Annotated in this window: 11 protein-coding genes and 1 riboswitch; of the genes, 3 read left to right on the top strand and 8 right to left on the bottom strand. The window is 60.5% G+C overall.

Annotated elements, in window-relative coordinates; translation table 11 throughout:
* Nucleotides 1-94: 94 nt before the first annotated feature.
* Nucleotides 95-320: riboswitch (cobalamin riboswitch) on the bottom strand.
* A 37-nt stretch (nt 321-357) separates the two neighbouring features.
* Nucleotides 358-996: a cob(I)yrinic acid a,c-diamide adenosyltransferase gene (cobO, locus tag ABF990_RS05455; RefSeq protein ID WP_415499794.1), complete on the top strand. Its 639-nt coding sequence runs from the start codon at nt 358-360 to the stop codon at nt 994-996.
* A 14-nt stretch (nt 997-1,010) separates the two neighbouring features.
* On the top strand, nt 1,011-2,462 hold the full coding sequence (locus tag ABF990_RS05460; protein ID WP_415499795.1) for a cobyric acid synthase: 1,452 nt from the start codon (nt 1,011-1,013) through the stop codon (nt 2,460-2,462).
* 97 nt (nt 2,463-2,559) lie between these two features.
* Here the strand turns inward: ABF990_RS05460 and cbiB are convergent, their stop codons facing one another.
* The 4 genes from cbiB to ABF990_RS05480 all read right to left on the bottom strand — a co-directional run bounded on the left by cbiB (nt 2,560) and on the right by ABF990_RS05480 (nt 9,001).
* Nucleotides 2,560-3,522 (bottom strand): adenosylcobinamide-phosphate synthase CbiB, encoded by a 963-nt coding sequence (cbiB, locus tag ABF990_RS05465; RefSeq protein ID WP_415499796.1) that lies wholly within the window; start codon nt 3,520-3,522, stop codon nt 2,560-2,562.
* Nucleotides 3,523-3,617: 95 nt separating this feature from the next.
* Entirely contained in the window at nt 3,618-4,694 is a 1,077-nt protein-coding gene (locus tag ABF990_RS05470) for a GlxA family transcriptional regulator (RefSeq protein WP_415499797.1), read from the bottom strand.
* A 287-nt stretch (nt 4,695-4,981) separates the two neighbouring features.
* Nucleotides 4,982-6,289, bottom strand: a complete 1,308-nt coding sequence (gene glyA, locus ABF990_RS05475) for a serine hydroxymethyltransferase (protein ID WP_415499798.1) — start codon at nt 6,287-6,289, stop codon at nt 4,982-4,984.
* A 246-nt stretch (nt 6,290-6,535) separates the two neighbouring features.
* A complete protein-coding gene (locus tag ABF990_RS05480; RefSeq protein ID WP_415506516.1) occupies nt 6,536-9,001 on the bottom strand; it encodes a TonB-dependent receptor in 2,466 nt (821 codons plus the stop codon).
* Between the two features lie 392 nt (nt 9,002-9,393).
* Here ABF990_RS05480 and ABF990_RS05485 point away from each other — a divergent pair, with 392 nt between their 5' ends.
* The gene (locus ABF990_RS05485) at nt 9,394-10,191 is read left to right on the top strand and encodes a GntR family transcriptional regulator (protein ID WP_415499800.1); all 798 of its coding nucleotides are present in this window, start codon (nt 9,394-9,396) and stop codon (nt 10,189-10,191) included.
* 138 nt (nt 10,192-10,329) lie between these two features.
* Here ABF990_RS05485 and ABF990_RS05490 read toward each other — a convergent pair whose 3' ends face one another.
* The 4 genes from ABF990_RS05490 to ABF990_RS05505 form a co-directional block, all read right to left on the bottom strand.
* Entirely contained in the window at nt 10,330-11,823 is a 1,494-nt protein-coding gene (locus ABF990_RS05490) for an aldehyde dehydrogenase (protein WP_415499801.1), read from the bottom strand.
* Entirely contained in the window at nt 11,816-12,727 is a 912-nt protein-coding gene (locus tag ABF990_RS05495; protein WP_415490519.1) for a dihydrodipicolinate synthase family protein, read from the bottom strand. Before ABF990_RS05495 ends, ABF990_RS05490 begins: the two co-directional genes overlap by 8 nt.
* Before the next feature lie 70 nt (nt 12,728-12,797).
* On the bottom strand, nt 12,798-14,162 hold the full coding sequence (locus ABF990_RS05500) for an MFS transporter (RefSeq protein WP_415490518.1): 1,365 nt from the start codon (nt 14,160-14,162) through the stop codon (nt 12,798-12,800).
* Entirely contained in the window at nt 14,162-15,481 is a 1,320-nt protein-coding gene (locus ABF990_RS05505; RefSeq protein ID WP_415490517.1) for an NAD(P)/FAD-dependent oxidoreductase, read from the bottom strand. Before ABF990_RS05505 ends, ABF990_RS05500 begins: the two co-directional genes overlap by 1 nt.
* Nucleotides 15,482-15,503: the final 22 nt, after the last annotated feature.

Genomic DNA, 15,503 nt, shown 5'->3' on the forward strand with positions numbered 1-15,503 from the left:
GCCCTGTTTGCAACCGGGGCGTTCGCGGCCAAACTCCTGCGGCCGTCATGGGGCCATGTGGAGCGTCCAGCCGGTCGCAGCGCACCCCGGCTGCCCGTTATATCCGTTTGCTGGCAGGTCTCCCGGCTCGCGGATTCAGGGTTTCCCCAGTGATCGTCCTCCCTTCCCGACGTGGCGTCAGTGGCTTTGGACGATCTTTCCGGTAACGGTCGCGGGGGCGGCTGTGCCTGGGTGGCCCCTGCGGGCGGCCCTGTCACATTCCCTCTTAGCCTCTCCACAGATTGCGTCTATAGAGCGGAACCAACACCCCTGCTGTTGCGGCAACGCGCCCTGCATGTCAAGCGATGGAGCCCCACCATGACCCCTGAGACCGGCTCGCACATGAACGGGCAGGACGAAGACAGCCGCCACGCCGACAAAATGGCCCGTAAAAAGGTGGCGCGCGATAAAATCATGGCGTCCAAGCGGGGCGAGCAGGGGCTGGTGATCGTCCATACCGGCGCAGGCAAGGGCAAATCCTCATCCGGTTTTGGCATGATCCTGCGTTGTATCGCCCATGGCATGCCCTGTGCCGTGGTCCAGTTCATCAAGGGTGCTTGGGACACTGGCGAGCGCCGCCTGATCGAGGGCAATTTTGCCGATCTGTGCCAGTTCCACGCCATGGGTGAAGGCTTTACGTGGGAGACGCAGGACAAGGCGCGCGATATCGCCGCTGCCCGCCGGGGCTGGGAAAAGGCCATGGACCTGATCCGCAATCCCGACATACGCATGGTGCTGCTGGACGAGATCAATATCGCGCTGGCTTATGACTATCTGGATATCGGGGAGGTTCTGGCCTTTCTCCGCGCTGAAAAACCGCTGCTGACCCACGTCGTGCTGACCGGGCGCAGGGCAAAGCAGGACCTGATCGACTATGCCGATCTGGTTACGGAGATGACACTGGTCAAGCACCCGTTCCGGGCGGGCATCAAGGCGCAGGCCGGGGTCGAATTCTAGCCGCCGGAGGGTGCATGCGCGCGTTGATGATCCAGGGCACCGGCTCCAATGTCGGGAAGTCGCTGCTGGTGGCGGGGCTGTGCCGGGCAATGCTGCGGCGCGGCCTGTCTGTGGCGCCGTTCAAGCCGCAGAACATGTCCAACAATGCCGCCGTAACCGCGGACGGCGGAGAAATCGGGCGCGCGCAGGCCCTGCAGGCGCTGGCCTGCGGGCGTGCGGCCCATACGGACATGAACCCCGTTCTGCTCAAGCCCGAAACCGACACCGGCGCGCAGGTGATCGTGCAGGGGCGGCATGTCGCGACCGCGCGCGCGCGTGATTACGCCCGGCTCAAACCCCGGTTGCTGGCGCCTGTCCTTGAAAGCTTTGCACGGTTGCGGCAGGGGGCCGATCTGGTCATTGTCGAGGGTGCTGGCAGCCCGTCCGAGGTCAACCTGCGTGCTGGCGATATCGCCAATATGGGGTTTGCCCGGGCGGCGGATGTGCCCGTCATTTTAGTGGGGGATATCGACCGGGGTGGGGTCATTGCCCAGATCGTGGGCACACAGGCCGTGCTGGAGGCGGCCGATGCCGCCCAGATCAAGGGGTTCCTGATCAACCGTTTCCGTGGCGATCCAGGCCTGTTCGACGACGGCTATGCCCTGATCGCACAGCGTACCGGCTGGGCCGGGTTTGGCGTGGTGCCCTATTTTGCGGATGCAGCCCTTCTGCCGGCGGAAGATGCGGTCGACCTGCGGCGCAGCGGTGGTGGCGGTGCGTTGCGCATAGCCGTGCCGGTTCTCTCCCGTATCGCCAATTTCGATGACCTTGACCCGCTGGCACAGGAACCGGCCGTCACGCTGCGCATGATCGGGCCTGGTCAGCCCATTCCCGGCGATACCGATCTGGTCATTCTGCCGGGAACCAAATCCACCATTGCGGATCTTGCCTGGGTGCGCGCCCAGGGGTGGGATATCGACATTCAGGCCCATGTCCGGCGTGGCGGGCACGTGCTGGGTATTTGCGGCGGCTACCAGATGCTGGGCCGGAGCATTCATGACCCGCTGGGGCTGGAAAGTGCATGCGGGCAGGATCGTGTGCCTGGCCTGGGTCTGCTGGATGTCGTCACGACCATGCAGCCTGACAAGCATCTTTCGCAGGTTCATGCGGTGCATGCGGCCAGCGGCACGCCCATGACGGGGTATGAAATCCATATCGGTGAAACCACCGGCCCTGCCCGTGTGCGCCCGTTCGCCCATGTTGGGGGCAAACCCGAAGGTGCCATGTCGTCGGACGGGCTGATCATGGGCAGCTACCTGCACGGCATGTTCTCGGGGGACACGTTCCGGGGCGCGTTCCTGCGCCAGCTTGGTGCGGCACCATCCCCCCTGACATACAGCGAAAAAGTGGAAAGCGTTCTGGACGCGCTGGCCGACCACCTGGAAAAACATTGCGATGTCAGCATGCTGCTGGCAACCGCACGCTAACAGCTATCCGGCGCGCGTTTAAGGTTGTCTGGTGGGGATTTTTTAACTCTGGTGGGTTTGCCATCCCGTGCAGGGCAGGGTGCGAGTTTGCTGTCCGTCATGGCCTGCCACATGCCAGAACGATTAAGGCCATGGTCGCGGCAAGTGCCACCATGGCCCGGCGGTAGAGGGCCAGCCCGCGCGCCAGATCGCGGGGTTGCGGGTCGGGGCTGCCTGCATTCAGCCAGGGTTCGTCGGCTACGTGCCCGTCGTAGCTGCGCGGACCTGAAAGCCGAATGCCGAGCGCGCCGGCAAAAGCAGCCTCTGGCCAGCCGGCATTGGGCGAGCGGTGGGTGCTGGCGTCCCGCAGCATGACCGTCCATGCCGTGGCTGGCCGGACCGAAACAAGCGCGAACAGTAGTCCGGTCAGTCGCGCGGGGATCAGGTTGGCAATATCGTCAAGACGGGCGGCCGCCCAGCCGAACGCCTCATGACGGGGGGTACGGTGGCCGATCATGGAATCCATCGTGTTGATGGCCTTGTAGGCGGCAATGCCCGGCAGGCCCAGCACCATGCCCCATAGCAGGGGAGCCACTACCCCGTCCGAGGTGTTTTCGGCCAGGCTTTCCATTGCCGCACGGGCAACCCCGGCGGTATCGAGCCGTTCCGGGTTGCGTCCGACAATCATGGAAACGGCCTGCCGGGCACCGGCCAGGTCGCCCATGGCCAGAGGTCTTGCAACAGCCAGAACGTGGTCGTGCAATGCGCGTGTGGCGACCAGCGGCCATGCCAGTATACCGGTCAGGATCACCCCGCCCCACCCGGCGGGCAGCGCTGCGGAGACCGCAAAGCCCAGCCCCGCCGCAACGGCAATGACCCCACAGGTAAGGCCCAGCCCCGCAAGGCGGCGCGTGGCGTTGCGGTCGGCGGTATGGTTGAGATGTCTGTCCCCGGCATCGATGAGCGCACCCAGCCACGTGACCGGGTGCCCCACAACGCGATACAGGCTTTGCGGCCAGCCAAAACTGGCATCCAGCAGCAGGGCGATCAGCATGGCGGCGGTCATGTTTACGTTCGGCATGGGGTATTGTGGCAGGTCCTGACGGTGCGCACAATCATGGCATGACCAATGCCCGCCCGACTATCTGATATCGTCGTGCCCCGTTGTGCCGCAGGTCATGGGCGGGAGAAAATGCGCACACCGGCGTGGGATGAAGCCGGTGTGGCGGTCATGCCGCCTGCCTGTCCCGCCATGCCGCCGCGTTGCCAGATGCTCGGGGCTACTCCGTAAATCGACTTGAAATGACGGGAAAAATGGGAGCTGTCGGAAAAACCCGTTTCTATCGCGGCCTTTGTTACGTTCATTTCTCCCGCTTCCAGCAGGGCGCGGGCATAGCTTAACCGGATCATGCGGTAGACATCCTGCGGTTTTCGTCCCACGGCATTATGGAACAGGCGTTCAAGCTGCCGGCTCGATATGCCAAGCTGTGCTGCCAGTTGCCGGATCGGCAGCGGGCGGGACATATTCTGTTCCATGCTCAGCAACGCACGCTGGACCCGCTGGTCCACAATACGGTCCGCTATACCCGGAACCGGCGGAATGGGTTGCAGGCTGACCTGCGCACGGGTGCTGAACACACGGTCCATAAGCAGGATATGACGGGCTTTTTCAGCCGTGGACTGGCCAATGCTGCGGTTGATCAGGTGCAGCGCCACATCGGCTGCGGCACTGCCGCCAGAACAGGTGATACGGTCGCCATCGTCAAGAAAGCGCTGGTCGCTCACCACATCATGATCGGGAAATTCGGCCATGAAATCGTGCCGGTGGTACCAGCTTACGCACACACGCCGGTTGTCCATCAACCCGGCCCGGCAGAGAATGAACGTGCCCGTGCAGACCCCTATCAGCGTTACACCCAGTGACGCCGCGCGTTGCAGCCATTTGAGCGTGACGGCATTGATCTGGGCGTGCCCCTGCAACAGGCCGCCGACCACCACGATATAATCGAAATGCCCCGGGTTGCCGAGTGGCGCATCGCGCGCGACCGTAACCCCGCAGCTTGCATGAACCGGGTGTACGGAATCGGAAAGAACCTGCCACGAGCAATGGATAGGCCGACTGTGATCGTCCTTGTCCGCGGCAAGCCGCAGATGGTCGACAAAGAGAGCAAAGGCTGAAAGCGTGAAATGTTCAGCCAGAATAAAGCCCACCCGCAGCCTTGGCCTGATGGTACCCTGCAGTCCCTTTTTCACTGTCTCATGACCTTGCTGTTAAGGGCAGACACATCCATGCGTGGCGTGTCTTTTCCATATGGATCGTACCAGACAATCGTTCCACGTTGGGGCCGTGGCATGACGGGTCTGGCTGCCGGTCATGTCCTGCTCTGCGGCGTGCTCCATGTGGCAGTTCAGGGAATACCATATGCCATGCCCTGAAAAGTCGTGCAGCAGCCCGCGTTCGTGTGTGCAGGACACAGGACCGCGGGCCGGAACAGGATAGTGCCGGTCCGGCTGCCAGGAGCCGGACCAGGGCTGAAAACTTACGCTCCCGGGTAGGCGACATCATAGATCGGGAAACGCTGGCATAAGGCGCTGACTTCCGCGCGTACCCTGTTTTCCACGCTCTGTGCGTCAGCAGTGTTGTGGGCACTCAGCACCTCATCGACAAAACGGGCGATTTCACGGAACTCGGCAACGCCGAACCCGCGTGCCGTTACCGCCGGGCTGCCCAGCCTGATGCCGGAGGTTACGAACGGGGTTTCGGGGTCGTAGGGGATGGCGTTCTTGTTCGCGGTAATGCCCGCGCGTTCCAGGGCGGCTTCCGCGACCTTGCCGGTCACGTTCTTGGGCCGCAGGTCGACAAGCACAATATGGCAGTCGGTCCCACCGGTGACGATATTGAACCCACGGCGCAGCAGTTCCTGCGCCAGCGTCGTGGCGTTTTCAGCAACGGCCTGCTGATAGGCGGTAAAGGACGGCTGCAGGGCCTCGGCAAAGGCGACGGCCTTGCCCGCGATGACATGCATGAGCGGCCCACCCTGAAGGCCGGGGAACACCGCGGAATTGATTTTCTTGGCCAGATCGGCGTCATTGGTCAGGATAATACCGCCGCGTGGCCCGCGCAGGGTCTTGTGGGTGGTGCTTGTCACCACATGGGCGTGCGGCAAGGGGCTGGGGTAAAGACCGGCTGCAACCAGCCCCGCAAAATGGGCCATGTCGACCATAAGATAGGCCCCGACTTCATCGGAGATCTTCCTGAACCGTGCGAAATCTATGATCCGGGGGTAGGCGGAACTGCCGGCAACAATAATTCTGGGCCGGTGCTCACGCGCAAGCTGTTCCATGCCGTCATAGTCCAGTGTTCCGTCTTCGCGGCGGACGCCGTACTGGACTGAGCGGAACCATTTGCCGGAGTAATTGGGGGCCGCGCCATGCGTCAGATGCCCGCCAGCGGCAAGGCTCATGCCCAGTATCGTATCGCCCGGCTTGGCCAAGGCCATGAACGCTGCCTGATTGGCGTTGGCGCCCGAATGGGGCTGAACGTTTGCGAATTCAGCGCCAAAAAGCTGTTTCACGCGGTTTATGGCCAGGGTTTCCACCCGGTCGACCTCCGCACAGCCGCCGTAATAGCGCCTGCCGGGCAGGCCTTCGGCGTATTTGTTGGTCAGGACAGAGCCCTGCGCCTGGAGAACGGCAAAGGATGCCAGGTTTTCAGATGCGATAAGCTCAATGCCGTCCTGCTGGCGTTTGAGTTCATCGTGCAGAATGCCCGCGACCTCGGCATCTGTCGTGGAAAGCGGGGCATGAAAAAAATCATGGTGGGATGTGATGGCGGATTTGTTGTGCATCGAAGCCGTCTTTTCCTGTTGAATGACACCCGGAAGACCTACGGATTTTTTACAAAAATGAAGGAATAAAGCCGTATGTTGGCGAGTGGTGTAATGCTGTATTAAAGCAGGTCCATGACGGGAAAGAATGACGGAAGCGACAACTGAGCATAATCCATGCGACACGAAATCAGGTGTGTGAGCCCCCGCAGGCTTGCCAGCCCGAAAGGCCCGCAATGGCTGAAAAAACCATTGCGGGATAGCAGGTCAGAACTCTGCGCGGACGGAGCCGAAATACTGGCGTGGTGCGCCGATCAGGAAGGACTGGTAGCTGTAGGCACTTGCGCCACCGATGGGGTTGCCGCCTTCACCCATGGTGGAGATGTAGGTCTGGTTGGTGAGGTTGGCGACGGTGAAGCCGAAGACCAGGTTCTGCACGAAGCCTGCGCCATGGATATACTGGCCCATGTTGCCGAGCTTGTATTCGGCGCCCAGGTTGGAGAGCCAGTAACCGGGAGCCTTGTAGTCGCCCATGTAGCTGAAGTTACGGGCACTCATGTAGGAGCCGTCGATCCAGGCCGTGGCGTTGTGATACGTGTAGGACAGGCGGGCCTTATACATGAAGCGGGGATAGTTGACGACCTGCTGGCCCTTGATGGCGTATGTTTCGCCGCCGCTGCTCACGTCCTGGTCGTATGTGGCATGGTCGTAGCTGACGCTGTTATACAGTTCCAGGCCACGGATGGGGCGGATGGTCAGGCCCGCATCCACACCGTTCATGGTCACACCGCCGACGTTGGCCACGGCGGAGACCGGGTTGATGACGGAGCCGGACGTGATCTGCTGGAGGCGGTTGTTGAAGTTGGTGCGGTAGGCATAGACACTGGCCGAGATCATGCGGTTGTTGAACCGGTAACCGATGGCGTAGGTCCAGGCCGTTTCAGGACGGACATGCGTGGAGTCAAACGCGGACTGCAGCACCGAGAACGGCGAGGTGGACAGTTTGTAGCCGGACTGCGGATAGACATGCACGTTTTCGGAAATATCGATGAAGATTTCATGCCCGGGCAGGAAGCGGTAGGCGATGCCGATATGGGGCAGGAACGGCTTGGCGACGGTCAGACCGACACCGCTGGTGATGGGGCCGGGATTGCCGTAATAGCCCTGGTTCAGATAGCCATTGCCGACGCGGGTTGTGTTCAGCACCGACTTGAAGCCGAAATGCAGGTCGAGGTTGCGCACCGGGTGGAACGTGTCGTTGACGAACGCCGTAAAGGTGTTGGTGTTGTAATCCTGGTTGAAGACCTGGGCGAACGGATTGGAGAAATGGTTCAGGTCATACACCAGCGGGCTGGTGAGCTGGCCATTGGCATCCAGCGCGGGTTCTTCATACTGGTTCATGGCGGACTTGTAGTGGTTGTTTTCATACCACACGCCCAGGCCGAACTCGTTATGCTTGATGTTGTAATGCATGGCGGACAGAATACCGAAACGACGGATTTCGGGTTCTTTCACTAGGTTGCTCATGGGGGAGCCATTGGGGGACCCGAAATACGGCGTGACCCAGGTTGTCTGGTTCTGCTGGTTGTGGCCGTAGACGGTCGTAGTCCATTTCAGATGGTCGGTCATCTGCAGGTCGGCCTTCAGGCCGCCCAGAAGGTCGACGTTGTTGGTGGCGCCACTGTAATAGGCCGCATCGGACTTGTCGGACAGGCCGGACATGTAGCTGGGATAGCTGCCGCCGGGCAGGCCCTGGGTGGCCAGTGCCGCCTTGTAGGCGGTTTCATAGGCTGAAAGCTGGCCATTGTAGTAATAGCCCTGACGGGTGCCGATCTTGTCCATCATCTCAAAGGAATAATCCATATAAGTGATCTGGTGGAGATCGCTCCAGTCGAAAAAGGCACTGATCTTGCTGCGCTCACCGATGGGCTGCACGAATTTGGCGTTGACCTGTTGCAGGAACTGGTCGCCGTAGCCTTTCCACATCTGGCTGTCATTGCGCATGTAGGACACGTAGAACTTGGTGCCCGAGGCGTTCAGCTTGCCGGAGTCAAAGCGGATGAAGGTGTGGAAGTTCTGGTTGGAACCGAAAGACTGGCCGATCTGGCCACCCATCTTGTCCTTGGGGTCGGAGGACACGTATTCGATGGAGCCGCCGAGGTTGTTGGTGGCGGCCACGGTTTCCGCACCGGCGGAGCGAGATACGTCCATGCTGCCGACGTTTTCAGACGAAATCGCCTGGATCGGGTTTGTACCGTTGTAGTTACGGTATGTCATTTCACCGAGCGGGATGCCATCCAGCGTCATGCCGATTTCCTGCTGCTGGAAACCATGCATCATGATCTGTGCGGACCATGTATCCAGCCCCTGGGGGTCGTTGGACTGGAACATGACGCCGGGTTGCATCCCCAGGACTTTCATGGGGTTTGTGCCGGGAATGGCGCGCTGGAGCTGGGCCGCGCCGACGGTGACGGTCTGGGCGCGATAGGGATGGCCGACGACGCCGACTTCCTCGGTGCGGTGAGAGGTCAGTGCGGCGGGTGCGACATGCCGGACCGGCGCGGGGGCGGCCGTTGTCGCGGAGGTATGTGCAACCTTGCTTGTGGAAGACGTGTGGGCAGATTTGGCTTTTGCCTTGGTTGCGGCAAAGCCTGTCTGGGGTACTGCCATCGCGGTCAAGACCAGCGCGGACGTGCCGGCCGCGAGAACGCCTCTTTTGATCGCCTGCTTCATGTATCTGCTTTCACAAGTTCAGGGTTGAACCGATCACGGATCTGATTGCGGAAAGTTCCGACATCAAAATGATCTGCGGCGACAACCGATTTGCGTCAAGAAAAATGTATTTTTAAAATGTACAATTTTGAAGGCTGTTACAATATCGCATCAAACTGGCCGCGGCAGTATGAGCAGAACTGTGGCTTGTAGAACACATGCCGTAATACGGAATTCAGGTTGTAACTGGAGATTATCATTGAAAAATTCTTTGAAATAACGAATCCGGATTCCGGTCCGGAAAGCGGAGGCCCTTATAGACCGGTTAGGAAGGTCGTGTTTTTGCCTTTGCTTCCGGTGCGGATTATCCCGGTGGCATAACAGTCACTGTAAAATGTATATACAATTTATACATGTATTGCGTCCCGAAATTCGCATCTCGCCGCCGTTGTGTGATAGTCTGCGCCGCCAAAGGCAAGCATGGCGGGAACAGCGTGGCGAAAAGCGGAAAAGCAACACTTTACAGTGACCTGAAACGTCGGATCCTGACCATGGAACTGGATCCCGAAGAGGACCTTGATGAAGCCGTGATCGGGGAAGCATATGGGCTTTCCCGCACGCCCGTGCGCGAGGTGTTCCATCGCCTCGCGGGTGAAGGTTATATCGACCTTCGGGAAAACCGTGGTGCCCGCGTGGCACCCATGAACCACGCGACATTAAGGAACTTCTTTCTGGTCGCGCCCATGATCTACGCTGCCATTGGCCGCCTTGCGGTCCATAATTTCAAACCACGGCAGATGACCGATCTGGCTGACACGCAGGAACGGTTCAGAAAAGCCAGCATCGCAGAAGATGCCTACGCCATGGTCATGGAAAACAATCGTTTCCATGAAATTATCGGAGAAATGGCGGGCAGCGCCTATCTGCAACCCAGCCTGAACCGGCTGCTGATCGACCATGCCAGAATTGGCAATACGTTCTACCGTCCCCAGAATAATGAAATGCTGAGACGCCTGCGTCTGTCGGTCAAACATCATGACGGTCTGATCGAGGCGATCAAAGCCCGTGACGAGGTTGCCGTTGTCGATCTTGTTTTCGAGCATTGGGAACTTTCGCGCGAAAACATGGAAGTCTATATCGTGCCGAAGGAAATGGCGGCCGATGTCATGCCTGAAACACCTGTCGATATCAGGACAGAAAAAACACCCTGACCCTGCCGGATTTCCGCTGCTGGGCCAACCGGCGCAGATGTGTTCTCGCCGGTTGCCGGTCTGTCATGCGGGCTTCGTATCCGGGTTGCTGTCATGCTGGCCGGCAGGGTTAGGGGCCGGCCAGCATGTCTTGTCTGCTCAGGGCTGGGGCGTGTCGATCCAGATTGTCTTGAGTTCGGTATACTGGTCGTGCGCCCAGGCGGATTTGTCACGTCCACCAAACCCGGACTGGTTATACCCGCCGAACGGGGTTGAGGAATCCCCTTCGCCAAAGCAGTTGACCGTCACCACGCCTGCGCGGATTTCGCGCGCCAGACGTAAGGCATTGCGCAGGTTGCCGGTATAGACAGAGGCGGCCAGGCCGTAGACCGTGTCGTTTGCGAGGGTGATCGCTTCTTCTATCGTCTCGAATGTCGTGACAGCCAGTACGGGGCCGAACACTTCCTCGCGGAACAGGCGGGCGTCGGGTGTTACGCCATCAACAATGGTTGGCTCCACGAAAATACCGTGCTCGGTGCCGCCGCCCAGAACAACCGGGCGTTTTTCCGCAACAATTTCGTCGAGAAATTCGCGAACCTTGTTGAAATGCGCCCGGCTGACCAGCGAGCCCAGGCGGTTTTCGGGGTCGAGCGGGTCGCCCATCTTCCAGTCGCGCAGGTGAACGGCAATCCGCCTGAGCAGTTCGTCCTTGATGTCGGCATGCACGATCAGCCGTGATGAGGCCGAGCAGTTTTCGCCCATGTTCCAGAAGGCGCCGTTCACAACATGGGAGGCAACTCTGTCGAGGTCCTCGGCATCTTTCAGGACCACGGCAGGATTTTTGCCACCACATTCAAGAACAATGCGTTTGAGGTTGGACTCCGCGGCATAGGACAGGAACCGCCGCCCGGTCGCGGTGGAGCCGGTAAAGCTGACCATGGCGACATCCATGTGCCGTCCTATCGGTTCGCCTACCTCTGCCCCGCCGGGCACGACATTGAACACCCCGGCGGGAATGCCGGCCTGCTGCGCGAGTTCCGCCACCCGCAATGCCGTCAACGCTGTTTCGGGCGCGGGTTTTACCACGACCGAACACCCGGCGGCGAGGGAGGGTGCGATCTTCCAGGCCAGCATCAGCAGCGGGAAGTTCCATGGCAGGACAAGACCCACCACCCCAATGGGTTCGCGCACGACCAGGGCCAGCGCGTTCGATCCTGTCGGGGCGGTGCTGTCATAAATCTTGTCGATCAGTTCCGCGTGCCAGCGGATGGTGCCGATTGTCTCCGGCAGGTCTATGGTCTGGCATTCATGCACAGGCTTGCCGCTGTCCAGACTTTCCATGACCGCAAGTTCATGGGCGTTGTCTTCCAGCAGGTCGGCCAGACGAAGCAGAACCTGCTTGCGTTCGGCGGGGGAGCGCTTATGCCAGCGCCCGTCCTCGAACGCGGCCTTGGCGGCGGCGACAGCTACGTCGACATCTCGCGTGTCGTAGGCTTCGATCGCGGTCAGAACCGCACCGGTGGCGGGGTTGGTCGTCTCGAACGTCGTGCCGGACGCAGCCGGGCGGAACGCGCCGTTTATAAAGGCCTGTGTGGGCAGCACCAGACCTTTGGCGATTGCCGCGTATTGTGCGGCAGAAAGAAGCTCAGCCATGGGTGGACTGCCCTGTCACTGCGGCGACATCGCTTTTCAGTGCGGCGATAATGGCACGCAGGCTCTCGGTTTCGGCGTCATCAAGCGGTTGCAGGGGGGCGCGCACGCCACCGGTCTTCAATCCGATCAGCGCTGTTCCGGCCTTGATGGCCTGTACGAACTTGCCGCCTTCAAGGAAGTCCATAAGCGGGAGCATTGCGCTCATGATCCGGCGGCCTTTGTCAAAATTGCCTTCGACCACGCAGGCTTCGTAAAGAGCGACATGTTCGGCCGGCACGAAGTTGGACCCCGCGCACACCCAGCTTTTCGCACCCCAGGCAAAGAATTCCAGCGCCTGGTCGTCCCACCCGCAGGACAGGCCAACGCTGGGATAATTGCGTGCAAGGCTGTGGACACGGGCCATTTCGCCCGAACTTTCCTTGATCGCGACAATATTGGTAACATCCGCCACGGCGTCGAAAAATTCGTCAGTCATGCACACGCCCATGCGGGCCGGGTAGTTATACAGCATGATCGGCAGGCCGGCGGCCTTGTCGATGGCTTTCACATGGGTCGCGATTTCCTGCTGGGTCGGCAGGGCGTAAGGCGGGGTCGTAACCAGTATGGCGTCGGCCTTGATATCCTTCGCGGCTTTTGCGTAAGCGATTGCATCTTCCGTGCGGGTGGCACCCGTGCCTATTACCAGCGGCAGGCGGTTGCCCACGACATCTTTCGCACGGGCCGCAAGGTCGAAGCGTTCCTGCATGGTCTGTGCATAATATTCGCCCGTCGATCCGCCGATGATAATGCCGTGGACCTTGCTGGCAATCAGATGTTCCAGAACATCGGCGAAAGCCGCGTGGTCGATATCGCCCTCAGGCGTGAGCGGCGTGATCGCGGGTGTGTAAATACCGTTGAAAAGCATTGTATTTTTCCTTGTCCGGGTGGCGGTTATGCAACCGGGCACCACTGTTGGGGAACGGGGGTCACGTCCGTCATGTGTCCAGCGACGCGGCTTCGGCCAGGTTGAGGGAGCCGGTTTCAGGGGCGAGTATTATGGCCGATGCAAGACCCACTGCGGAAACTGCCGCTGCGGCATACATGGTGTATGCGATGCCCAGAGTGTCGAGCGACAGGGGAACGAGATAAGTGCCGATGGCAGCGCCAACACGCGAGAGCGAGGTGCCGCAGCCTACGGCTACGGCGCGGATCTCGGTGGGAAACAGCTCGTTGGGATAAACAAGTTGCAGCACCTGCGCGCCACCGATGAAAAAAGCGTAGGCGCCAAAAGCAAGCAGGATCACAAGTGAAGGGCCATTGGCCTCCACACCCAGCACAAGCAGGGCCAGGCTGGACCACAGAAAGCTCTGGATCAGCATCGGCCGTCGCCCCATGGCGTTGATGAACGCCGTGGCTGCAACGCAGCCGATCACGAACATGAGCGTAATGGCAATAGACCCGTAAGCGGCCCATTTGCCATGCAGGTTGAGGGCCAGCAGAACCTTGGGTGCGAAGGCATAGACCGCGAATACGGGAATGACCGAACAGGTCCAGAACAGAATGACGAACACAAGTCTTGTGCCGTAACCCGAGCGTAACAGGTCAAGGAGCGACACCTTGCGCGTCTGGGGGAGTTCGGGCAGGTCTGCCGTGGAATAGGTGTTGCCATATACCTGCCTGATGACGGCATTGGCGTCCTGTGTGCGGCCCTTGCTTAACAGCCAGCGTGGAGATTCGGGTGTGCCGATGCGTACAAGCAGCAGCGCAAGACCGATAAGTGCCGAGCTTGCAAGGGCCAGACGCCACCCCTGGGCACCGCCAGCGCCAAGGATCATGTTGCCCACGATATAGGCCGTGGCCGCCCCCGCGAACCACATGATCGTCAGTGTGGCCAGGCGGGGTCCGCGGTGGCGCCGGGGCAGGAATTCAACGAGCAGGGCCGTTGCGACCGGGTATTCTATGCCGACCCCGATGCCGATGAAAAAGCGGCAGGTGAACAGGAAGATGGGGCCGTTCACCCAGAGCTGGGCAAGCGAGAAGACAATGAAAAGCGTGGGGCCGACAAAGAAAATGCGCTTGCGACCGAAATGATCGGTCAGCGGGCCGCCGATCAGTCCACCGCAGAAAATGCCGATCAGCGCTGACGCGGCAATCAGCCCCTGCCACAGGCTGGACAGTTGCAGCGCGGCTGAAAGCCGGACCATACCAACGCCGATAATGCTCAGAACATACCCATCCACGAACGAACCGCCGCCAGAACGTACAGTCAGCAGGCGGTGAAAGGTACTGAGCGGCAGGTCCTCCAGCGTGGGGGGCTGTCCGCCGTTTGCGTGCGTCGGGGGGGTATGGTTCGGGCGCATCAGGCTTCCCGTCCCGCGCGGAACTGAGCCCAGGCAAGGTTCAACCGTACGCCGATATCCAGAATGGGAGAAGGCGGGTTGCGGTTGGGGCCGGGAAAGGCTGCCAGAAAATCGACAAGATCGCTGTCCTTGCCCGCCAGCAGATCGGCCAGCAGCATGCCCATGGCGGTACCGCGCGTGACCCCCAGCCCATTACAGCACAATGCGCCGTATACATTGGAAGCCAGTTTCCCGAACCGGGACTGGTGATTGCGCGCAATGGCAAGAGAACCGCCCCAGGTATAATCGAACGTGACATCGGGCAGCATGGGAAAACGGCGACTAAACGATGTACGATGTCGCTGCGCAAAACGTTTCAGATAATGCGGATGGCTGCGCCCGTCCGGATTGTAGCTGAAGCTGTTGCGCACCAGAATGCGGTTGTCATGCGTGCGGCGCAGGGTGGTTCCGGCCGGGTCGGCGGGAATAAGGCCCCAGAAGTCCCTGCCGCCCAGTCGTTCCTGTTCATCCGTGTTCAGGGGGCGGGTCAGGCTGCCATATGTGAAAACAGGCAGCATGCGGCCACGCAGAAAACCGAACTGCATGCCAAAGGCATTGTTGGTCAGCAGCAGTTTGTCCGTGACGATACGCCCGCCCGCATGGCCCAGAACGGTCTGCGCCCCATACTCCACAGTGGAAATGGGGGTGTTTTCGTACAGTGTGACATTGGGCGGCAGACTGTCCGCCAGCCCTTTTACCAGAGCCGCGGGCTGGACCAGCATGGTGCCCGGCGTAAACAGCGCCTTGCGGTAGAATGACGTGCCGATATGGTCGCGCAGGGTGTCGGCCTCGAGCATGGTGTATGGCTGCTCAAGCGTGTCCAGGCCCTGGCGGTAGGCATCGAGAACGGCAACGCCCCGGTCTTCCACAGCGGCCTGATATTTGCCCGACGCACGCAGGTGGCAGTCGATGTTGAATTGCGCGACCAGATCCCGCAGCGCGGTCTGGCCCAGCAGATTCAGCTTGAGCACCATGCGTGCGGTCGCGATATCTCCAATATAATTGTCGGCGGCTATGTCATGGGGCAGGTCGATGGCAAAGCCGGCGTTCCGCCCGGACGCGCCATAGCCTACCTCCTGTGCGTCAAGCAGGACGATTTCGTCCTGTGGAAAATGGGTCGCCAGTTGGCGTGCCAGGGCCAGCCCGGTAAAGCCCGCGCCTACAATGGCCCACGGCACGCGCCGTTCGCCCATATGCGGGGCATTGGGGGTGCGGGGCGGGCTGAGGTGAAACCAGCCGCATGTCGTGTCATCGGCGGGAAGTTTTTGGATGATCGTCATGGTATGACCCTGCGGGCTGGAC

Source organism: Acetobacter sp. (assembly GCF_047723915.1).
In the GTDB taxonomy this organism is placed as follows: Bacteria; Pseudomonadota; Alphaproteobacteria; order Acetobacterales; family Acetobacteraceae; genus Acetobacter.